The sequence below is a fragment of the Mycolicibacterium sp. ND9-15 genome, assembly GCF_035918395.1.
In the GTDB taxonomy this organism is placed as follows: Bacteria; Actinomycetota; Actinomycetes; order Mycobacteriales; family Mycobacteriaceae; genus Mycobacterium.
Genome location: NZ_CP142362.1, coordinates 2212310 through 2233293, shown reverse-complemented (window position 1 = coordinate 2233293; position 20984 = coordinate 2212310). Strand labels below are relative to the sequence as shown.

The following is a 20984-nucleotide window of genomic DNA, read 5'->3' as shown; positions in this document are numbered from 1 at the left end:
GAGAGCGCCGCTATGTCACCGGCGGATGCGGATACGGCGGTGGGACCGGCACACACAACCCGGTGCTGGTGTCCAGGGCCTTGCCGTCGACGCAGAACGACGCGCACCCGTAGATCACCCCGGTCTGGCCGGGTGGGCAGCAGCAGTTTCCGGGCTGGGCCGAGGCGATGGTCGGCGGGACGGCGCACAGTGAAGCGAAGAGCAGCGTCGCCGTCACCATCCGTCGCAAGGTCATGAAGAGAGTCTAGGGCCGGACCGTCACGTGCCACAGAAGGTTCGGTACTTCCCGAAATCCTCCGGCGCGGGCTCGGCGTAACGCTGCAAGCCGGGGCGCTCGTCGTAGGGTGCCGTCACGGCTTCCAACAACCCGTACAGCGGCTGGAGGTCGCCGCCTGTCGCGGCAGTGAGCGCCTCCTCGACGAGATGGTTCCGCGGAATGTAGATCGGGTTGGCGCGGTCCATCACCGCGGCGTCGGGCCGCAGCGCGTGCCAGCGCGCCAGCCAGCCGTCGAACGCGGCCAGGTCCAGGAACAGCCCGCGAGCGGGTTCGTCGTCTCCGCGAGCGGCCTGCCCAAGGTGACGGAAGAACGACGTGAAGTCGACGTGGCTCTGGTGAAGTTGCGCGGTCAGGTCGTTCATCAGCGGCACAGCGATCTCGTCGGGGATGGTCTCGGCGAGCCCGAGCTTGGCGCACATGCCGGCCGACAGCGCGTCCTGGAACCGGGGCGCGAAGCCGGCGAGGCTGCCCTCGGCGAGCGCGATCGCCTGCTGTTGGCCGTCGGCGAACAGGGGAAGCAGCGCTTCGGCCAGCCGGGCCAGGTTCCACGCCGCGATCGCCGGCTGGTTGCCGTAGGCATAGCGACCCCACGAGTCGATCGAGCTGAACACCGTGTCGGGGTCGTAAGCCTCCATGAACGCGCAGGGACCGTAGTCGATGGTCTCGCCGGAGATCGTCATGTTGTCGGTGTTCATCACGCCGTGCACGAAGCCGACCAGCATCCATTTCGCGACCAGCGCCGCCTGCACCGCGACCACCGATTCGAACAGCGCGACGTAGCGATTGCCCGCCGCGGCGGCCGCTGGGTGGTGCCGTTCGATCGCATGGTCGGCAACGCGCCGCAACAGGTCGATGTCGCCGGTGCTGGCGGCGTACTGAAAGGTGCCGACGCGCAGGTGACTGCGCGCAACCCGGACCAGCACGGCCCCGGGCAGCGGCGTCTCGCGCTGCACCTGGCGTCCGGTCGCCACCACCGCCAGCGAGCGGGTGGTCGGAATTCCCATCGCGTGCATGGCCTCGCTGACGATGTACTCGCGCAGCATCGGCCCGACCGCCGCCAAACCGTCACCGCCGCGGGCGAACGGCGTCGCCCCGGAGCCCTTCAGATGCACGTCGCGGAGTTCCCCGGACATCGTGGCGAGTTCGCCGAGCAGTAGCGCGCGCCCGTCGCCCAACCGCGGCACGTACCCACCGAACTGGTGCCCGGCGTACGCCTGCGCGACCGGCGTCGCACCGTCCGGGACCAGCGTGCCGACCAGCAACCGGAGTCCCTCGGGGCCGCGCAGCCACGCCGCGTCTAGACCGAGTTCGGCCGCCAACGGTTCGTTGAGCACGAGCAACCGCGGATCCGGTGCCGCCTCGGCCTGCCAGCGCACGGCCAACTCGGGCAGGTCGCTGGCGTAGTGGTCGGCGAACGAGACGGCGGTGGGTGCGCTCACCCTTTCCACAGTACGAGCGGTGCCAGCACCTCAACCGAAGCTGAAACGCTCCGGCGTCGTCAACAGCGCCCCCCACTCGGCGATCACCGCGCTGCGCGCCGCGCTGTTCGGGCACTCCGCGTTGCCGCTGGCGGCGGTGACGAGCGCGTCGGCGAGGGTGAACAGCGGCACCTGATGCTGCTGGGCCGCGCGGATGATCTCGCGGAATGCCTCGTCGACGGTGCAGTGGCGAAGTGCGATGAGAACACCTTCCGCGGTGTCCAGGCTTTGTCGTCCGGGTGTCATGCAACCGTTGGTACCAACCGCAGGCGGCACGGAGGTCACCGAGCGCTGGGAATCGGCTGAGAGCCCGTGGCCGCAGACGTGTGGGCGGCCTCGGCGGCGAAGTCGGTATGGTGAGGCTCCCGGGGAAGGGCGCGGATCGAGATTCGCGAGATCGGGGTCATCGGGGACCTGCCGCGCCGCGGGGAAGTGACCGTCTGGACAGGAGCAGCCCGGTGACGCTGAACACCATCGCGCTCGAGCTCGTGCCGCCGAACGTCGAGCGGGGCCACGAGCAGGCGCTGGAAGATGCACACAAGGTGCTGCGATGCTCCGCCGAGACGGGGCTCGACGGCCGCATCGGGCACCTGATGATCCCCGGCATGATCGAAGAGGACGACGACCGTCCCATCGAGATGAAGCCGAAGCTCGACGTGCTCGACTTCTGGAAGATCATCGCGCCCGAGCTCCCCGGGGTGCACGGCTTGTGTACCCAGGTCACCGCGTTCATGGACGAACCGACGCTGCGGCGGCGGCTGACGGACTTGTCCGCCGCCGGGTTCGACGGCATCGCGTTCGTCGGTGTGCCGCGCACGATGAGCGACGGCGAAGGCGGCGGGGTCGCACCGACCGACGCGCTGTCGATCTACGCCGACCTGGTGCGCAACCGCGGGGCGATTCTCATCCCGACCCGCGACGGCGAGCAGAGCCGGTTCGCGTTCAAATGCGACCGGGGCGCCACCTACGGCATGACCCAACTGCTGTACTCGGACGCGATTGTCGGCTTCCTGCGCGACTTCGCCGACGAGACCGACCACCGGCCGGAGATCCTGCTGTCGTTCGGTTTCGTGCCGAAGCTGGAGAGCAAGGTCGGGCTGATCAACTGGCTGATCCAGGATCCGGGCAACGCCGCGGTCGCCGAGGAGCAGGAGTTCGTCAAGAGGCTCACCGCCACCGAGCCGGTCGAGAAGCGCAAGCTGATGCTCGACCTGTACAAGCGCGTGATCGACGGCGTCGCCGGCCTGGGCTTCCCGCTCAGCATCCACCTGGAGGCGACCTACGGTGTCTCCACCCCGGCGTTCGAGACGTTCGCCGAGATGCTCGACTACTGGGCGCCCGAGAAGTCCTGACCGGCCGCCTATCCTTGCCGGAGTGTCCGGCCCGTCAGTCGCTGAGCTTCGCAAGCGCCTCGACGGACTGACGATCCGGGACGCCGCCCGGTTCGGCAGGCGCCTGCGACAGCTGCGCGGCGCCAGTCCGGAGAAGGTGGCCAAGCTCGCCGAACAGATCGCCGCCGCGGAGGCGCTCATCGCGACCCGCGCGGCGGCGGTGCCGACCATCACGTACCCCGAGCTGCCGGTCAGTGAGCGCCGCGACGAGATCGCCAAGGCGATCACCGAACATCAGGTGGTGATCGTCGCCGGCGAAACCGGCTCCGGCAAGACGACACAACTGCCGAAGATCTGCCTCGAGCTCGGCCGGGGAGTGCGCGGCACCATCGGGCACACCCAACCGCGGCGGCTGGCCGCCCGCACTGTGGCACAGCGCATCGCCGACGAACTGGGCGGCCCACTCGGCGACACGATCGGCTACACCGTGCGATTCACCGACCAGGCCTCCGATCGCACGCTTGTCAAGCTGATGACCGACGGAATCCTGCTCGCCGAGATCCAGCGCGACCGACGGCTGTTGCGTTACGACACGCTGATCCTCGACGAGGCCCACGAGCGCAGCCTCAACATCGACTTCCTCCTCGGATATCTCCGCGAACTGCTGCCCCGACGGCCGGACCTCAAACTCATTGTCACGTCGGCGACGATCGAACCCGAGCGGTTCGCGGCCCACTTCGCCGGGGCGCCGATCGCGGAGGTTTCGGGGCGCACCTATCCAGTTGAAATCCGGTACCGGCCTTTGGAAGTCGCGGTTCCCCCGGATGATTCCGATGATCCCGACGACCCCGACCACGACGTGGTGCGCAGCCAGGTTCGTGACCAGACCGAGGCGATCGTCGACGCCATCGGTGAACTGTCGGCCGAACCGCCCGGTGACGTGCTCGTGTTCCTCTCCGGCGAGCGCGAGATCCGCGACACCGCAGAGGCCTTGCGCGGGCTGGCGAACACCGAGGTGCTGCCGTTGTATGCCCGCCTGCCGGCGGCCGAGCAGCAGCGGGTGTTCCAGCCCAGCCGTGCCGCGCGGCGCGTCGTACTCGCGACGAACGTCGCCGAGACGTCGTTGACGGTGCCGGGCATCCGCTACGTCATCGACCCCGGCACCGCCCGAATCTCTCGATACAGCCGGAGGACCAAAGTGCAGCGACTGCCGATCGAACCGATCTCGCAGGCTTCCGCCGCGCAGCGGGCAGGACGGTCGGGCCGCACAGCACCCGGGGTGTGCATCCGGTTGTACTCCGAGGAGGACTTCGTATCGCGGCTGCGATACACCGAGCCCGAGATTCTGCGGACCAATCTGGCCGCGGTCATCCTGCAGATGGCGGCGCTGAATCTCGGGGATATCGAAACGTTTCCGTTCCTCGACCCGCCGGATCGGCGCAGCATCCGCGACGGCGTGCAGTTGCTGCAGGAACTCGGCGCATTCGACGCCCACGGCGCGATCACCGATGTCGGGCGCCGCCTCGCCCAGTTGCCGGTCGACCCGCGGTTGGGCCGAATGATCCTGCAGGCCGATACCGAGGGGTGCGTGCGCGAGGTCCTGGTGCTGGCCGCGGCGCTGTCGATCCCCGACCCACGGGAACGCCCCGTCGACCGCGAGGAGGCCGCCCGGCAGAAGCACGCCAGGTTCGCCGACGAGCATTCGGACTTCACGTCGTTCCTCAACCTCTGGCGGTATCTGTCCGAGCAGCGGAAGGAGTTGTCGGGCAACGCCTTCCGCCGCATGTGTCGCGACGAGTTCCTGCACTACCTGCGGATCCGGGAATGGCAGGACCTCACGGGACAACTACGCAGCATCGCACGGGATCTCGGAATCAGGGAGGCCAGCGAGCCCGCCGACCCGGCCAGGGTGCACGCGGCACTCATCGCCGGCCTGCTGTCGCACATCGGCCTGCGCGACGGGGACGGCCGCGAATATCAGGGTGCGCGCAACTCGAAGTTCGTGCTGGCGCCCGGTTCGGTTCTCACCAAGCGCCCGCCGCGTTGGATCGTCGTCGCCGAGCTCGTCGAAACCACCAGGCTGTTCGGGAGCATCGCAGCTCGTATCCAGCCCGACGTGGTCGAGCGCGTCGCGGGCGACCTGGTGCAGCGGACCTACAGCGAACCGCACTGGGACGCTCGCCGCGGTGCGGTGATGGCCTACGAGCGGGTTACCCTCTACGGCCTGCCGCTGGTACCGAACCGCCGCGTCGGATACTCGCAGATCGAACCGGAGCTGGCGCGGGAGTTGTTCATCCGGCATGCGCTCGTGGAGGGCGACTGGCAGACGCGCCATCACTTCTTTCGGGACAACGCCGCACTCCGTGCCGACCTCGAGGAACTGGAGGACAAAGCCCGTCGGCGCGACCTGATCGTCGGCGACGACGAGGTCTTCGCGTTCTACCACGCCCGAATCCCGGCGGACGTGGTGTCGGCGCGGCACTTCGACGCCTGGTGGCGCAAGCAGCGCCACGTCACGCCGGAACTGCTCACCTTCACCCGCGCCGACCTGCTCAGGACGGACGATGCGGCCACCGGGCAGCCGGATGCCTGGCACGCCGGCGATTTGACGCTGCCGCTGAGCTATCGCTTCGAGCCCGGTGCCGAGGACGACGGTGTCACGGTGCACGTGCCGGTCGAGGTGCTCGCGCGGCTCGGCGGCGACGAATTCGCCTGGCAGGTACCCGCCCTGCGCGAGGAGCTGGTCACCGCGCTGATCCGGTCTCTGCCGAAAGACCTGCGCCGCAACTTCGTTCCCGCACCCGACACCGCGCGTGCGGTGCTGGCCTCGATCACGCCCGGCGACATGCCACTGCTCGAGGCCGTGCAGCGCGAGCTACACCGGCGCACCGGCGTGCTGGTGCCGATCGATGCGTTCGACCTTGACAAGCTGGCGTCGCATCTGCGCGTCACGTTCGCCGTCGAAGGTGCCGACGGCACCGAACTCGGACGCGGTAAGGACCTCGACGTCCTGCAGCAGCAACTCGCCGCACCCGTGCGGCGTGCGGTCGCCGAGGCGGCCGGCGATCTGGAGCGGACCGGGTTACGCAATTGGCCCGAGGAGCTCGACGCGTTGCCGCGCACCGTCGAACGCGCTGTCGGCGGCCACGCCGTGCGCGGTTATCCGGCACTGGTCGATGCGGGGAGCGCGGTCGACGTGCAGGTGTTCGCGACCGCGGCCGAACAGCACGCGTCGATGGGGCCCGGCACCCGCAGACTGTTGCGCCTCGCGGTGGCCTCACCCGTCAAAGCCGTTGAGCGGCAACTACAGCCACGAAGCAGGCTGGTTCTCGGCAGCAACCCGGACGGCTCGCTGCAGGCGCTGCTCGAGGACTGCGCCGACGCCGCCACCGACATGCTCGCGCCCACGCCGGTGTGGACCCGCGACGAGTTCGCCACGCTGCGAGAGCGTGTCGCAGCCGAGCTGGCTTCCACCACTGCCGGAATCGTCACGCGCGTCGAGAAGGTGCTCGCCGCGGCGCACGACGTCCAGGTGGCGCTGCCGGCGTCACCGTCCGCCGCGCAGGCGGAGGCCATCGCCGACATCCGCGCACAGGTCGAGCGGATGTTGCCCCGCGGCTTCGTCACCGCCACCGGGGCGACGCATCTGGACGACCTCACCCGGTATCTGATCGCGATCGGTCGCCGATTGGAGCGGCTGCCGCACGGACTCGACGCCGACCGCGATCGGATGGACCGGGTGCACGCGGTGCAGGACGCCTACGACGAGTTGGTGCGCGCGTTGTCTCCCGCGCGCGCGGCCGGTGCCGACGTTCGCGACATCGGCCGCCAGATCGAGGAGCTCCGGGTCAGCTTCTGGGCGCAACAGCTCGGCACCCCGCGGCCGGTCAGCGAACAGCGCATCTACCGCGCAATTGACGCGGTGCGGCCGTGACGGCTGACACGGGCGGCGAACTCCGGCCCGCAACGCCGCCGCATCCGGTAGGCATATGCCCTATGCATGTCTCTGTGGTCCGCCGCGTGGCCATCGTCTTGTTCGCGGTGGCAACGGTGTCGTGTGGCGGCCCCGCGCCGACCGCCCAGAGCGACACGCCCACAGCGGATGGTTCCACACCGGTGATCAAACCCGTTGTGCTGAATGAGATTCCGCATGACGTCACGGCGTGGACCCAGGGGCTCGAGCTCGACGGACCGACCCTGTACGAGGGCACCGGCATCGCGGGCAGGTCGCAGATGCGTGAACTCGACCCGGCCACCGGCGCGGTGCGCCGCGCGGCTGCCGCCCCGAACAACTACTACGGTGAGGGCATCACGGTCGTCGACGACCGGATCTGGGAACTGACCTGGCGGAACGGGGTTGCGGTCGAATGGGACAGAGCCACCCTCACCCCGGTCCGGGAGGTTCCGGTCGAGGGGGAGGGCTGGGGCCTGTGCCGCGACGGGGACCGGCTGATCCGCAGCGACGGCACCGACCGCCTGCGGTTCCACGACCCGGCGACGTTCGCCGAGACCGGCTCCGTCGCCGTCACCCGCGATGGCCGGCCGCTGCGCAGTCTCAACGAGTTGGAGTGCGTCGACGGCCAGGTGTGGGCCAATGTCTGGCAGACCGAGACGATCGTGCGCATCGACCCGGCGACGGGCAACGTCAACACCGTGGTCGACGCCGCGGAACTGTGGCCCGGTCAGAACGGCAGCCGGGAAAAGGCACTCAACGGTATCGCCCACCTGGGCGGCGACGAATACCTGTTGACCGGCAAGTTCTGGCCGTCGATGTACCGGGTCCGGCTCGACCCGCCGAGCTGAAGGTTTGCGCCGAGTGAGAATCGTCAACGTAGCGCTCATGACCGCTCTCGAGACGACCAGGGACGCGACCAGGTTCGTCGCGGGACCGCTGGCCGGCGCCTACCGCCGCACGGGTGCCGATCTGCCGTTCAGCGACCCGCTGACGTCGCACGGCACCGAGATGGAGGGCTGGTTCTGGCGGCTCACCGATGCCGCGTCGGGACGCGTTGTGGTGGCGCTGTTCAGCGTCAACAAGCATCCGGACGGAGACTGGGCGACGACGGCGGTGGCGCTGCACCCGGGTGAGCGGGTCTATCGCGCGGCGCTGGATGATGCGACCGCGGGCGCGGACCCTTTTCGGCTCGATGCGGGCGACGGACAGTTCCACGCGACGTACGACCGGCTGCGCGTCGACCTTCCTGGCGTGCGTGTCGACATGGGGTTCGACGACCCGGTCCGATGGCCCAGGGCGCTGGCCGGCGGTGGCCTCGCCTCGGTCGTGCCGTTCCTGAACCAGTATTGGCATCCGTACCGGCTCGGCGGGTCTGCCAGCGGCACGGTCGAATTCGACGGCGAGCGCTGGGACCTCAACGGGGCCAAGCTCTATACCGAACGCAACTGGGGGGCCGGCTTCCCGCAGCGGTGGTGGTGGGGTCAAGCGCACGACTTCGGTGACGCCGACGTCTCGGTGGCGTTCTCCGGCGGACTGCTGGCGCTCGGACCACTCAAGCAGGACGTGGCCGGCGTCGTCGTGCGGATCGGGAACAAGGTGCTCCGATTGGCCCCGCCGACGGCGTGGGTGCGCTCCGATGTCGGGGACGGAACGTGGACGTTGCGGGCGAGGTCGCTTCGCTACCAGGTCGAACTGCACGGTGACGGGACACATCTCGACCCGCATGTGCTTCCCGTACCGCTGCCTGCCGAGCGGCGCAACGTCGACGCCGACTTCGAGCATCTCGGTGGTCGGTTGCGCTGTGTGGTCAAGGATTTCGGGCGGGCGGTCTTCGACGGCGAGTCCGAGATCGCGGGTCTGGAGGTCGGCAGCGTGCCCGGATGCGACTCTGCACGCCGAACTGAAGATATGTAGCAGGTTTCGGTGAACAAGCTCAGTTTCGCGGGAGTTCCGTAGCTATGGCATCCAGTAGCGCGGTATAACGATTGGCCTCGCGGTGCGGGCCGGGTTTGCCGCTGCTGATCAGCCCCGCGGCGAGTCGGCGTTGCGGGTCGGCCCACACGGCGATGTTCGTCAAGCCGGTGTGCCCGAAGGCGGCCGGGGCGTTGCGGCCGAACGGCCCGAACCGCTTGGAACCGAGCATGTATCCGGTACCCCAGCGCAGCGGTGCCAACCCGACCGCCACATCCGGTCGCAGCCGCCGGCTTTCGGCGGTCGCCGCCCGCAGCGTCTCTGGTGCCATGACGCGAACGCCGTCGAGTTCGCCGCCGCGCCGCAGCAATTCGGCGAACCGCGACAGTTCGAAAGCGGTGGAGACCGTGTTCGACGACGGCAGCACGCTGGTGAGGTACTGCGGGCTGTTGGAGAACGGGATGATCTTGTACAGCGAGCCGCCGACCGCCAATCGGAACACGGTGGCGGCGGGCTGGGGTAGCTCCTTGCCGGTCGCATGGCTCGACGCCACCAACGGAACGTCCTGTGCCGCAACGCCGTAGTTCGTCCACCTGAAGCTGAGCGGGTCGAGGATCTCAGTCGCGAGGATGTCGCGGATACTGCGTCCGGCCGCCGCGCCGACGATCTCGCGGATCAGCGGTCCCCAGGTCAGCCCGTGGTAGACGTGCACGAGGCCGGGCCGGTACAGCGGTTTGAGTTCGCCGAGCTTTTCGCAGGTGTATTCGCTGTCGTCCATGCGGCGCAGGTCCGGCCGCGGGCCGGTGTGGATGGGGATCCCCGCGCTGTGGGTCATCACGTGGCGGATCGTGGTGCGGTGCTTGCCATGGCTGGTGTAGGACGGCAGATACTCGCAGACGCGGTCGTCGAGCGAGAAGCAGCCACGCTCGACGAGCATGTGCACGACCGTCGACGTGATCGCCTTGGCCGCCGAGTACGCACAGAACGGCGTTTCGGTTGTGACGATCACCTTCTCGGCGTCCGGCGGATCGGAAGGTCCGTTCCCCCACCCGTGCCCGATCGCCCGGTTCAGCACAACCCTGCCATTGTGTCGCAGGCACAACTGGATCGCGGGCTGCATCCCGGCTTGATACCAGTGGCGAGCGGCCTGCCAGATGCGCTCCATCGATGCCGGGTCGACCTCAGAATGGTCCTCGGCGCCGACCGCGGTCACGGCGTCGAGGTCGGCCGGCACGCTGATTCTGCCGTCCGGCGTCATTCGGCCGTCCGGTGCAATGTCGCGGCCAGGTGGTGTTGCAGCGGTTGGCCCACGGCGGCCATCCGCAGCGAGTAGACGAGCTCGTCGCCGGCTACCCGAATCGAACGACCCAGCGCGGCAACATCTTTCGCTGATGACGTACGCCCGATCGCCGTCGCGGTCAGTTCGAGCTCGATGACCGGCCCGGTGATCACGAGCGTGCCCTCTTCGATCTCGGTGATCCCGGTCGGGTGGGCCAGTATCCATTCGGCGCGGCCCGGGGACGGAACTCTCAGATAGCCCGTCTCTGAGTGCAACGGCCGACCGTCGTCGGCGGCCGTCTTCTGCCGATAGGTCAGGAACGGCTTGCCGACGTGGTCGAACGCGATCTGCTCGGTGTAGCCGAACGGTTCGATCGTCGGATACTCGCCGGTGCCACGACCGGACCAGACGCCGAGAAGCGGCGCCAGTGGGGCGATGTCTGGGTGGAGGTCGGCCACTCCGTCAGGCTAGCGGGGGCCGCCGCTCAGGATGCCTTTGCCGATGAACGACCCGAGTTGTGCGAGCACGTCGGTGGCCGAGGCCTGCGGCGGCGGCGCGGCGTTGGTCTGCTGCCACGGCTGGCAGTCCCTGGTGGTGAACGCCGTGTCGGTCGCCTCGATGCGAACCACCTGCGGCTTTTTGGTGAGCGCGTTGTCGGGCACCTGGTCGTTGTTGACCCGCTTCCAGTAGCAGGCGCCGTTGTCGACCGGGCCCGCCGACGAATAGGTGCCCGGCAGTATGTCGGTGCCGACCTGGTAGGTGCCGTCTTTCTCGATGGACGACGCGGGAGCGGCGGGCGGCCCCGGCGCGGCGGACGGCCCCGGCGCGGCGGACGGGCCCGGAGCCGACGGATCCGGGTGGTGCGGCTCGTCCGGTTGGGCCTGCGCGACACCGGGCATGCCGAAGGCGAGAAGCGCCGTGGCGGCGACGGCGGCGAGTCGCGGCGAAATCATGCCGACCAGTGTAAAGGCACGCGCGGCCTGGGGATGAAAAACCCGTCGCCGCAGCGCGGAACTGCGGCGACGGGTCGAGCTGGTTTTCACGCCGTAGTTGTGTTGACTTAGCCGGCCATGAACTCGGCATAGGCCGACGACAGCTCCGGCGGCAGCGCCTGGATGTTGCACGTGCGCTGCACGTCGCCGATCGGCGAGAGGATGCCGCGCAGGTCGTAGTACTCCTGCGGATTGGCGTTGAAGTACCCGCGCAATGTGGCCGCGGCCTCATCGCGTGGCTGGCTGAACGCGGTGGTCACGGCCTGGTTGGCACCCGGATGGCTGTCCAGGTACGCGCGGGCCGAACCGGTCACCGAGCTGACGGTGCCGGACACGGCGCTGGCGCTGCAGTCCGGTGCGGCCATCGCCGATGGTGCGGCGATGGTTGCTGCCGCAAGCCCACCGAGCAGGCTGGCGGCACAGGCGCCGGCGATCTGCCGGCGCGCGGCGATACCACGGAATTTCATATTCCTTCTTTCCTTCGGATTTCTTGGTCGCGGATTCCCCCGTACCCGAAAACCAAGGTACCCAGAGCAAACCGGTGCAAACGCGGCTGCGGGAGCCGATATCGGACCGCTCGCAGGCGTTACAACGCAGCGGCGTGATCTGTACCGCAATTTCGGGGAAATTCGATAAGCGGGCGGGCAAGCAATTGCGGAGATCTTGAAAACTCTCAGAAATGGCCGGCGATCTTTAACTGATCGTGATGTGGATGGTGACCGAATTGTTATCGAGCGCAGGGCCCGCGGAGACGCTATCTAAGGTGGTGACTGTGAAGCTCGACCTGCTCAGTCCCGGAGTCGAAGTGGGCCTCGTGACGACGAACCTCGACGCGATGGTCGCCTTTTACGAAGGATTCCTCGAACTCGAACCCCAGGGCGAGGTCGATTTCCCCGGCGGTTCGCAGCGCCGGTACTCGCTGGGGGCCGGCGTGGTGAAGCTGGTGAGCTACCAGACGCCACCGCCGGCGCCGGTGGCGCCCGGTGGCGGGCGGGCGCAGGCGGGCATCCGGTACTTCACCGTGGGGGTGAACAACCTGCGGGACGTCGCCGAAGCGTTCGCCGCCTCCGAGTACGACGTGGTTGAACCGCTCACCGAGTTCGCACCGGTGCCCGGCATGGGCTGGATGTTCGTCGCCGATCCGGACGGCAACTGGATCGAACTGTTCGGAACCCTGTGACCGACTCCCACCCCATGTCGACCCCGCCGGTCACGCCGACGTGCTACCGGCACCCCGACCGCGTGACGTATGTCCGTTGCGCACGGTGCAACCGCTACATCTGCCCTGAATGCATGCGCGATGCCGCGGTCGGCCATCAGTGCGTGGAATGCGTGAACACCGGCGCGCAGCAGGTCCGTCAGGTGCGCACCCAGGCCACCAAGCCGATGGTCACCTATGCGCTGATCGCCGCGAACGTGGTGATGTTCGTACTGCAGATATCGGTGCCGGGCCTGCAGCGCGAATTGGTGCTGCAGTCCTACGCGGTGGCCGACGGCGAGCTGTACCGCTTGCTGACCTCGGCGTTCCTGCACTATGGGGCGGCGCACATCCTGTTCAACATGTGGGCCCTCTACGTGGTGGGGCCGCCCTTGGAGGCTGCGCTGGGCCGGCTGCGGTTCTCGGCGCTGTACCTGCTCAGCGCGCTGGGCGGATCGGTACTGGTGTACCTGCTGTCGTCGCCCGTCGCGCAGACAGCGGGGGCGTCGGGCGCGATCTTCGGGTTGTTCGGCGCGATCTTCGTGGTCGGCAAGCGACTCAACACGGACGTGCGGTGGGTGGTCGCCATCATCGCGATCAACCTGGCCTTCACGTTCGTCATCCCGCTGGTCAGTTCGCAGAACATCAGCTGGCAGGGCCACATCGGCGGGCTCGTCAGCGGCGCGGTGATCGCCACCGCGTACGCGTACGCGCCGCGCGGCTCTCGCAACCTGGTGCAGGCGGGCGCCACCGCGGCGGCGCTGGTGGTCTTCGCGCTGCTGATCTGGTGGCGCACGGCCGATCTACTGGCTTCGCTGGGCTTGGCCTGAGCTCTAGAGCTGGATGCGGGAGCCGACGATCACGGTGCGGTCGAGCGGCAGGCCGAAATGCCCTGCGGCGTCGGCGGCGATGTGCGACGTCGCGATGAACAGCCGCTTGCGCCACGGCGCCATGGTCGGAGTATCGCCCGCGAAGAGCTCGAGCTTGGACAGGAAGTACGACGCGTTGACCAGGTCGATCGGACCCTCGGTGTCCTCCGGATCGAGTAAGGCGAGCGCGCGCGGCACATTCGGGCGTTCCATGTAACCGAACCGGGCGACCACGTGGACGATTCCGTCCCGGGCATAGCCGAGGTCGTCGTGCGTCATCCGCTCGGCGTCGGGCACACGCGGCACCGTATCGGTCTCGATTGACAAGATGATCACGTGCTCGGTCAGCACGCGGTTGTGTTCGACGTTGGCCCGCATGGCCAGCGGAGCGGTGTGGCTGCCCCGGTTCATGAATACCGCCGTCCCCGGCATCCGGATCAGCGGCGGTTCGCGGCGCGTCAAGCCGTCGACGAACTCGCGTAACGGACCTTCGGCGTGTTCGCGTGCCCGGGTGACGATTTCGCGGCCGCGCTGCCACGTGGTCATCACGGTGAACGCCGCGACGGCGATGGTCAGCGGCAACCACGCGCCATGTACCAGCTTGGTGAGGTTGGCGCCGAAGAACATCAGATCGACCACCAGCAGCGCGCCTGCGCCGGGCAACACCGCCCACAGCGGCCATCCCCACCGGGTCCGCGCGTAGTAGAAGAACAGCAGGGTGGTGATCGTGATGGTGCCCGTCACCGCCATCCCGAACGCGTAGGCCAGTGCCGCCGAACTGCGGAAGGCGAACACCAGGATCAGCACCCCCAACAGCAGGGCGCCGTTGATCCACGGCACGTAGATCTGGCCGATGGTGGAGGCCGAGGTGTGCTCGATGCGAAGTCGCGGCAGGTAACCGAGGCGGGCGGCCTGCGACGTCACCGAGAACGCGCCGGTGATCACCGCCTGTGACGCGATCACGGTCGCGGCGGTGGCCAACAGCACCATCGGGACCCGGGCCCACTCCGGGGCCAGCAGGAAGAAGGGGGCGGCGACCGTGGAATCGTCGCCGAGGACCAGCGCGCCCTGACCGAAGTAGCTCAGCGTGCAGGCGGGCAGCACCAGGCCGAGCCACCCGAAAGTGATTGCCCGCCTGCCGAAGTGGCCCATATCGGCGTACAGTGCCTCGGCGCCCGTCACCGCGAGGACGATCGCTGCCAACGCGAAGAACGCAATGTGGAAATGGCCGCTGACGAAGGCCAGCGCGTACGTCGGCGACAGCGCCTTCAGGATCTCCGGATGTCCGGCGATGCCTCGCACCCCGCACGCGCCGATCGCGGTGAACCACAGGATCATCACCGGCCCGAAGAAGCGCCCGATGGTCGCGGTGCCGCGGCGCTGCACCGAGAACAGCACGACGATGATCACCGCGGTGATCGGGACGACGAAATCTCTGAGCCCCGGGTCGACCACCTTCAGCCCCTCGACCGCCGAGAGCACCGAGATCGCGGGCGTGATCATGCTGTCGCCGAAGAACAACGCCGCGCCGAACAGTCCCGCGGCGGCCAGCACCGCTGTGGCGCGTCGTCCGCGGCCGGTCCAGCGGCGCAGCAGAGTGATCAGCGCCATGATCCCGCCCTCGCCGTGGTTGTCGGCGCGCATGACCAGCGTGACGTAGGTCAGCGTGACGATGATCATCACCGACCAGAAGATCAGCGATACCACGCCGTAGACGTTGCTGTCGGCGACCGGGACGGGATGCGGGTCGTGGGGATTGAACACCGTCTGGATCGTGTAGATCGGGCTGGTGCCGATGTCGCCGAACACTACGCCGAGGGCGGCGATCACCACCGCCGAACGCAACGGGCCGGTACGCGGCGCTGTGTGCACCCGATGATCATCGCCGAGCGCCCGCTTGTTCGCGGCTCATCGCGACGGATGCGTACGTCAACCGTGCGCTCGGGGAACACGCTGAGGGAAGATGAGGTGATGGCCGACGATGCGCTCGACGAACTGTATGCCGCCAGGCCGGAGGGCTTCACCGCGCTGCGCACCAAGCTCGCGGGTGAGGCGAAGAAGGGTCGCGACACCGACACCGCCAAGCGAATCTCGGCGGCACGTAAACCGACGACCGCGGCATGGGTGGTGAACCGGCTCGCGCTCGGCGACGGGGACGTCAAGGGACGTTTGAAGGATTTGGGCGAGCGGCTGCGCGATGCGCATGCCGCGATGGACGGCGAACGTATCCGTGAGCTGTCGGCCGAGCAGCGCAGGCTGGTCAACGACTTGGCCCGGACCGCGTTCGAGGAGGCGGAACTCAAGAGCCCTAGCGGCGCGTTGCGTGACGACGTCACCGCCACATTGCAGGCAGCCGTCGCCGACCCGGATGTCGCCGACCGGCTCGGTCGGTTGACCAAGGCCGAAGAGTGGTCCGGTTTCGGCGAGTTCGGCGACAGCGCAATCGTTTTCAGCTCGACGGCCAGGCGCAAGCCGGAGCCTGAGCCCGAGCCCGCGGTCACGGACGACTCGGGCGATGGCGAGGACGCGGCCCGCCGGGAACTGCAGCAGGTGCTTGCCGCCGCGGAACGTGCCAGGGCCGAAGCCGACGATGCGCTGTCCGAACTGCAATCGGATCTGGCGGCCGCACGTCTGCGGCACCAGGATGCCAAGCGGCGGTTACAGCAGGCCGAACGCGGCCTCGCCGCCGCCGAAAACGCCTACGGCAAGGGCAAGCAGACCAGCCGCGATGCCGCAGCCGTCGTCAAGGAGGCCAAGGCCGGCCTGCGGCGGGCTAAGTGACTGCGCGACAGCTGATCTCCATGCTGTCGCTGTCCCTCGTGGGGAACGGGATGCTGACGTAGCCGTTCGCCGGGTCGCGGACATAGTCGACGTAGGGGGCGAGCTCGGTCATGGCCGTGTTGTCCGCGACGACGAGCGCCCCGGGTGTCAGGCGGGGTTCCAGCAGTTCAAGCACTGGCAGGTACAGCTCCTTCCACCCGTCGAGCAAGACGAAATCCACTGTGCTGTCGAGGGTTTGCAGGGTGTTCAGTGCGTCACCTGGCAGCACGGCAATGACATCGTCGAGCTTGATGTCGACGAACGTCTTCGTCGCGGCGGCAACTTTGGCCGCGCTCATCTCGGTCGTGACGACGCGACCGGTGCCGTTGTCCCGCACGGCCGCAGCCAGGTGGATGGTGGAGATGCCGAGGGACATGCCGAACTCGACGACGGTTGCCGGTCTGCTCGCCCGCAGCAGCGCGTAAAGCAGGCGACCCGCCTCCGGCGTTATCGGCAGATAGAAGTCGCTGAGCGCGTCGGCGCGCTCCTGCGGGCTGGCCTCCGAGAGGCGGGCGAAGTCGGCACCGCGGTCGCGCAGCGCCTCCATCTGGTACCGGGATTCTGCGTACATCCGGTCGAGTGCAGCGGCCACTCGGGGATCGTTCAATGTGGTGCTCATAGGAGTCGAACGTATCGGGCCGATCCGAACTCTGCGAGACCGCTTTCCGTGCCAGGATGACGACAAGGCCATGGGCGCTTCCGGCACGTCGACGCGACGCGTGATCGCGGTGATCACGCTCATGGTGCTTGCCGCATGGGCGTTGCGCGGTTACGTTCCCGGCGTCGACCGGACCGCGGAGCGAGCGGAGCCGCACCAGACCAATCCGGTGGCGCTGGCCGCGGTGGTCACCTTGCTGTGCGCGGCGGTGGCGATCATCGGCTTCGCGATCATCGTTCGGATGCGGGACAGGCGACCGCTGCCCGCGCCCGCGCGCGGTTTGCCGCGGGGTGCCGGGCCCCGGGAGCGGCCGTCGTGGCGGTTCGCGGCCGTCGCGCTGGTGGTGATCATCGGCTTGATGCTGCTTGTGGTGCTGCTGTCCCAGTTGGTGGATCCGGCGCCCATCGACCAGGCACCTGAGCCGGCGCCCCGGACAAACGCCCCTGGTGGACCGGTTCCGGACGAGCCGATTGCGCCGCGGCTGCCCGACGAAGGGGACAGCAGTGTCATCAACTACCTGATCCCCCCGATCCTGATGTTGATGGCGTTGATCGTCGTCGGTGCGGCGGTCGCATCGCGGCGACAGCGGGGCCGTGTGGTGCCGGCCGACGTCGCCGACGCCGACGAGGAGCCGGTGAGGCCGACGACCTCGACGTCGCTTGCCAGGGCTGCAGAGATCGGGCTCGCGGAGATCGGCGACCTCAGCCGCGAACCACGGGAGGCGATCATCGCGTGCTATGCCGCGATGGAACGCGAGCTGACGCGGGTGCCCGGGGCGGTACCCCAGGCGTACGACACCCCCACCGAGGTCCTCGCCCGGGCGGTTGCCAGCGGCGCGTTGCGCTCGGACAGCGCCACCGAACTCGTCGAGCTGTTCGAGGAGGCGCGGTTCTCCCCTCACGTGATGGACGAGAAACACCGGGACGCCGCGGTGCGGGTCCTGAACCGGGTGTTGACCGAACTGCCACAGCGCACCTCGGGGGCGATGGCATGAAAAGGCTTGTGGCCGCGGCGTTCCTGCTGGTGGCGGGTGCGGAGCTGATCGCCGTCGGCAGCCGCGACCGACAACTGATCCTGGTCGTCTCGGGTGCTGCGCTCGCGCTGGCGCTGCTCGCCGTGCGGTGGCAACTCACCCGTGACCCCGAGACCGGTTGCGAGCAGCCGTCTTCCGACGACGCCGCCGAGTCGCTGCGCCGGTGGCGGTCGCGAACGGAGCTGCTGATCAGCCGTGCGGAAGCCACCCGCACGGACTGGGATCGGCATCTGCGGCCGATGCTGGCGCGGCAGTTCGAATTGGCGACCGGCCAACGCCGAACCCGTAATCGCGCCGCCTACCACGCGACCGGGGCGATGTTGTTCGGCCCGCAGCTGTGGGACTGGGTCAATCCCGAGAACGTCGCGAGAAGCGGTGTCGACGAACCCGGCCCCGGTCGGGCGACGCTCGATCAGATCCTGCAACGGTTGGAGCGGGTATGACGGCAGGACTGCCTGCGGCGGCCACCACCGCGAACTGTGAAACGGTGCTCGACGAGATCGGACGGGTGGTGGTCGGCAAACGCGATGCGCTGGCGCTGATCCTGACCACGGTGTTGGCCGGCGGCCACGTGCTCATCGAGGATCTGCCCGGCCTCGGCAAGACGCTGATCGCCAGGTCCTTCGCCGCGGCGCTCGGCCTGGAGTTCAAGCGCGTGCAGTTCACCCCCGACCTGCTGCCCGCGGACCTGCTCGGCTCGACCGTGTACGACATGCAGTCGGGTCACTTCGAGTTCCGGCGCGGCCCGATCTTCACCAACCTGCTGCTCGCCGATGAGATCAACCGGACCCCACCGAAGACGCAGGCGGCGCTGCTCGAGGCGATGGCGGAGAGCCAGGTGAGCATCGACGGGGCCACGCACCCGCTGCCGGCGCCGTTCGTCGTGCTGGCGACCGACAATCCGATCGAGTATGAGGGCACATATCCGCTGCCCGAGGCTCAGCTCGACCGCTTCACAATCCGGCTCGAGTTGCGATATCTGTCCGAGCAGGAGGAGGCCTCGATGTTGCGCCGCCGTATCGAGCGCGGTTCGGCCGAGCCGACGGTCGCGCAGGTCGTCGACGCGCACGAGCTCGTCGCGATGCGGGAATCGGTGGAACAGGTCAGCGTGCACGACGATGTGTTGCGGTATGTGGTGTCGTTGGCCGGGGCCACGCGGCAGCACCCGCAGATCGCCGTCGGCGCGAGCCCGCGTGCCGAGATCGATCTCGTGCAGCTCGCCCGCGCCCGCGCGCTGCTGCTCGGTCGGGATTTCGTCGTGCCCGAGGACGTGAAATCACTTGCAGTGCCGGCGATCGCGCACCGAATCACCTTGCGGCCCGAGATGTGGGTGCGGCGGGTCCGGGGTAGCGATGTGGTCGAGGAGCTGCTTCGCAGGCTACCGGTGCCGCGGACCGAACCGTGATCGAAGCCCGCCGTACCGAAGCCGAATTGCGCTGGAGCGCATCGCCTCTCGCCCGATCACTGTTGACCTGCGCGGCCGTGGCGGTCGCCGTGGCGGTCCTAGGGTCGCGCTGGCAACTCATCGTGTTCGCCGCGCCGCTGATCGGGGTGCTGTGTTCGGTCGGGTGGCAACGGCCGGTGCCCAGGGTGCAGGTGCACGCCGATCCGGGTATCCACCGCTGCTTCGAGGGCGAACCGGCGCGGATGACGGTGTGGGCGGCCGCCGAAGACCACGCGGTGGAGCTGCTGACCGGCTCCGTGGCGGGCATGACGCTCGAGGTCGCCGAGCGGGAGAGCGTAAGCAGGCAGACCGTGCTGGCGTCCGCGGAGCGCTGGGGCCGGTATCCGCTGCAGGCCCACCTGACCGTCGCTGCGCGCGGCGGCCTCGTCGAGGGCAGCGGCGTGGTCGACGCCGCGGACGTGTACGTGTTCCCGATGGCCCCGCCGCAGTCGACGGCGATCCCGCGCACCGAACTACTCGATCGTCTGGGCACCCACCTGACGCGGCACCTCGGTCCAGGCGTGGAGTACGCCGACGTCCGGCGCTATGTGCCGGGAGATCAACTGCGGACGGTCAACTGGGCGGTGAGCGCGCGCCGGGGCAGCCTGCACGTCACCGAGCGACTGACCGACCGGGCGGTCGACGTGGTCGTGCTGATCGACAACTACGCCCAGCCTGCGGGGCCGGCGACCGAAGCCACCGAGCGTACGGCCCGCGGTGCGGTTCAGGTGGTGCAGAGCGCCTTGCGCAGCGGTGACCGGGCGGGCGTCGTCGCGTTGGGAGACCGGCAGCCGCGGTGGTTGAGCGCCGACATCGGCCGCCGGCAGTTCTACCGGGTTCTCGACGCGATGCTCGGGGTCAGCGGTGGCTACGAAACCACTTCGGGCACGCTGGCACCGCGCGCGGCGGTCCCGCCGGGCGCCCTCGTGGTGGCGTTCTCGACGCTGCTCGACACCGAGTTCGCGCTGGCGTTGATCGATCTTCGCAAGCGGGGCCACACCGTCGTGGCGGTCGATGTGCTGCAGGGTGCTCCCTTCGCGGACGGGTGTGACGCGCTTGTCGCCAGAATGTGGTCGCTGCAGCGATCGTTCATGTATCGAGACATGGGTACCGTGGGCGTGGACATAGTGGCCTGGCGCGACGAGGACTCGCTCGACCAGTCCATGCAATTGGTGCCCGACTATCGGCGGCCGGTGCGGAGGCGACGGTGAACCGCGCGCTGTCGACGGCGTTCGGCCTGGTGATGGTGGCCGCGGCCGCGCTGGAGGCCTCTGACCGCGCGCTGGTGGTATGTGCATTTGCAGTCGTTATGGTGTTGGCGAGCAACGTGTTTCGTCCAGCAGCCACCATTGCCGTGGTGACGGCGACCGCCGCTCTTGTGCTTGCGTCGGCGGGTCCGACGCTGGCGGCGCTGTGCGGACTGTCGAGTACGGCGTACCTGGTGCTGCGCCACACGGCCGACATCAGTCTGCCGACAGTTGCCGGGGCACTCGGTTTTACGACAGTCGGGCTGGCGGCCGCGATGTTGCCGTTCGAACTGCCGTGGGTGCCGTTGATCGCACCGCTCGCCGCGCTGGCGGCCGTGGTGTTGGCGACGCGACCGTTCTGGCAGGGCGGAAGGCGGAGCGGCGCGCCTAGCACAAGGGTCTGACAGTTTCGGGTCGAGTCGCGGTGTTGTCCCCAATCGTGGATTGGTCCACAGAATCTGCCCGAGATGAGCCGGGCAGCCCTTCAGTGGA

Annotated in this window: 21 protein-coding genes; 12 read left to right on the top strand and 9 right to left on the bottom strand. The window is 68.6% G+C overall.

Going from position 1 to position 20984, the window contains the following annotated elements:
- Positions 1–10: 10 nt before the first annotated feature.
- The 3 genes from QGN32_RS10875 to QGN32_RS10865 are packed head-to-tail and all read right to left on the bottom strand — an operon-like array spanning position 11 to position 2001.
- Entirely contained in the window at positions 11–235 is a 225-nt protein-coding gene (locus QGN32_RS10875; protein ID WP_326548568.1) for a hypothetical protein, read from the bottom strand.
- Positions 236–258: 23 nt separating this feature from the next.
- A complete protein-coding gene (locus tag QGN32_RS10870) occupies positions 259–1716 on the bottom strand; it encodes a protein adenylyltransferase SelO (protein WP_326548567.1) in 1458 nt (485 codons plus the stop codon).
- Positions 1717–1746: 30 nt separating this feature from the next.
- Complete coding sequence (locus QGN32_RS10865; RefSeq protein ID WP_326548566.1) at positions 1747–2001, bottom strand: ANTAR domain-containing protein; 255 nt, start codon at positions 1999–2001, stop codon at positions 1747–1749.
- 212 nt (positions 2002–2213) lie between these two features.
- Between QGN32_RS10865 and QGN32_RS10860 the strand changes: the two genes are divergently transcribed.
- From QGN32_RS10860 to QGN32_RS10845, 4 genes are all read left to right on the top strand, one after another.
- Positions 2214–3107: a mycobacterial-type methylenetetrahydrofolate reductase gene (locus QGN32_RS10860; RefSeq protein ID WP_326548565.1), complete on the top strand. Its 894-nt coding sequence runs from the start codon at positions 2214–2216 to the stop codon at positions 3105–3107.
- Positions 3108–3129: 22 nt separating this feature from the next.
- Positions 3130–7020, top strand: a complete 3891-nt coding sequence (hrpA, locus tag QGN32_RS10855) for an ATP-dependent RNA helicase HrpA (RefSeq protein WP_326548564.1) — start codon at positions 3130–3132, stop codon at positions 7018–7020.
- 86 nt (positions 7021–7106) lie between these two features.
- Entirely contained in the window at positions 7107–7889 is a 783-nt protein-coding gene (locus QGN32_RS10850) for a glutaminyl-peptide cyclotransferase (protein WP_326548563.1), read from the top strand.
- A 37-nt stretch (positions 7890–7926) separates the two neighbouring features.
- Positions 7927–8955: a tocopherol cyclase family protein gene (locus tag QGN32_RS10845; RefSeq protein ID WP_326548562.1), complete on the top strand. Its 1029-nt coding sequence runs from the start codon at positions 7927–7929 to the stop codon at positions 8953–8955.
- Positions 8956–8974: 19 nt separating this feature from the next.
- On the opposite strand, the gene lipE is transcribed toward QGN32_RS10845, so the two are convergent.
- From lipE to QGN32_RS10825, 4 genes are all read right to left on the bottom strand, one after another.
- Complete coding sequence (gene lipE / locus QGN32_RS10840; protein ID WP_326548561.1) at positions 8975–10210, bottom strand: lipase LipE; 1236 nt, start codon at positions 10208–10210, stop codon at positions 8975–8977.
- On the bottom strand, positions 10207–10689 hold the full coding sequence (locus QGN32_RS10835; protein WP_326548560.1) for a peroxynitrite isomerase: 483 nt from the start codon (positions 10687–10689) through the stop codon (positions 10207–10209). The genes lipE and QGN32_RS10835 overlap by 4 nt, the downstream gene beginning before the upstream one ends.
- Positions 10690–10698: 9 nt before the next feature.
- Positions 10699–11184: an Rv1352/Rv1906c domain-containing protein gene (locus QGN32_RS10830; protein ID WP_326548559.1), complete on the bottom strand. Its 486-nt coding sequence runs from the start codon at positions 11182–11184 to the stop codon at positions 10699–10701.
- Between the two features lie 107 nt (positions 11185–11291).
- Positions 11292–11690, bottom strand: a complete 399-nt coding sequence (locus QGN32_RS10825; protein WP_326548558.1) for a heme-binding protein — start codon at positions 11688–11690, stop codon at positions 11292–11294.
- Positions 11691–11989: 299 nt separating this feature from the next.
- Between QGN32_RS10825 and QGN32_RS10820 the strand changes: the two genes are divergently transcribed.
- On the top strand, positions 11990–12403 hold the full coding sequence (locus tag QGN32_RS10820) for a VOC family protein (protein WP_326549024.1): 414 nt from the start codon (positions 11990–11992) through the stop codon (positions 12401–12403).
- A gap of 14 nt (positions 12404–12417) precedes the next feature.
- The gene (locus tag QGN32_RS10815; RefSeq protein ID WP_326548557.1) at positions 12418–13251 is read left to right on the top strand and encodes a rhomboid family intramembrane serine protease; all 834 of its coding nucleotides are present in this window, start codon (positions 12418–12420) and stop codon (positions 13249–13251) included.
- Positions 13252–13254: 3 nt separating this feature from the next.
- Here the strand turns inward: QGN32_RS10815 and QGN32_RS10810 are convergent, their stop codons facing one another.
- Positions 13255–15162 carry a potassium transporter Kup gene (locus QGN32_RS10810; RefSeq protein WP_326548556.1) on the bottom strand — a complete coding sequence of 636 codons (1908 nt, stop codon included), beginning with the start codon at positions 15160–15162 and terminating at the stop codon, positions 13255–13257.
- A gap of 99 nt (positions 15163–15261) precedes the next feature.
- Between QGN32_RS10810 and QGN32_RS10805 the strand changes: the two genes are divergently transcribed.
- Positions 15262–16071: a hypothetical protein gene (locus QGN32_RS10805; protein ID WP_326548555.1), complete on the top strand. Its 810-nt coding sequence runs from the start codon at positions 15262–15264 to the stop codon at positions 16069–16071.
- Here the strand turns inward: QGN32_RS10805 and QGN32_RS10800 are convergent.
- The gene (locus QGN32_RS10800; protein ID WP_326548554.1) at positions 16064–16729 is read right to left on the bottom strand and encodes an O-methyltransferase; all 666 of its coding nucleotides are present in this window, start codon (positions 16727–16729) and stop codon (positions 16064–16066) included. The two genes, QGN32_RS10805 and QGN32_RS10800, sit on opposite strands and share 8 nt — an antisense overlap.
- A gap of 70 nt (positions 16730–16799) precedes the next feature.
- On the opposite strand from QGN32_RS10800, the gene QGN32_RS10795 reads away from it, so the two are divergent.
- Genes QGN32_RS10795 through QGN32_RS10775 form a run of 5 tightly spaced genes read left to right on the top strand, consistent with a single transcriptional unit; the run spans position 16800 to position 20896 of the window.
- Complete coding sequence (locus tag QGN32_RS10795; RefSeq protein WP_326548553.1) at positions 16800–17762, top strand: DUF4129 domain-containing protein; 963 nt, start codon at positions 16800–16802, stop codon at positions 17760–17762.
- A complete protein-coding gene (locus tag QGN32_RS10790; RefSeq protein ID WP_326548552.1) occupies positions 17759–18244 on the top strand; it encodes a hypothetical protein in 486 nt (161 codons plus the stop codon). Before QGN32_RS10795 ends, QGN32_RS10790 begins: the two co-directional genes overlap by 4 nt.
- Entirely contained in the window at positions 18241–19206 is a 966-nt protein-coding gene (locus QGN32_RS10785) for an AAA family ATPase (protein ID WP_326548551.1), read from the top strand. The genes QGN32_RS10790 and QGN32_RS10785 overlap by 4 nt, the downstream gene beginning before the upstream one ends.
- The gene (locus tag QGN32_RS10780; RefSeq protein ID WP_326548550.1) at positions 19203–20456 is read left to right on the top strand and encodes a DUF58 domain-containing protein; all 1254 of its coding nucleotides are present in this window, start codon (positions 19203–19205) and stop codon (positions 20454–20456) included. The genes QGN32_RS10785 and QGN32_RS10780 overlap by 4 nt, the downstream gene beginning before the upstream one ends.
- A complete protein-coding gene (locus tag QGN32_RS10775; RefSeq protein WP_326548549.1) occupies positions 20453–20896 on the top strand; it encodes a hypothetical protein in 444 nt (147 codons plus the stop codon). The genes QGN32_RS10780 and QGN32_RS10775 overlap by 4 nt, the downstream gene beginning before the upstream one ends.
- Positions 20897–20984: the final 88 nt, after the last annotated feature.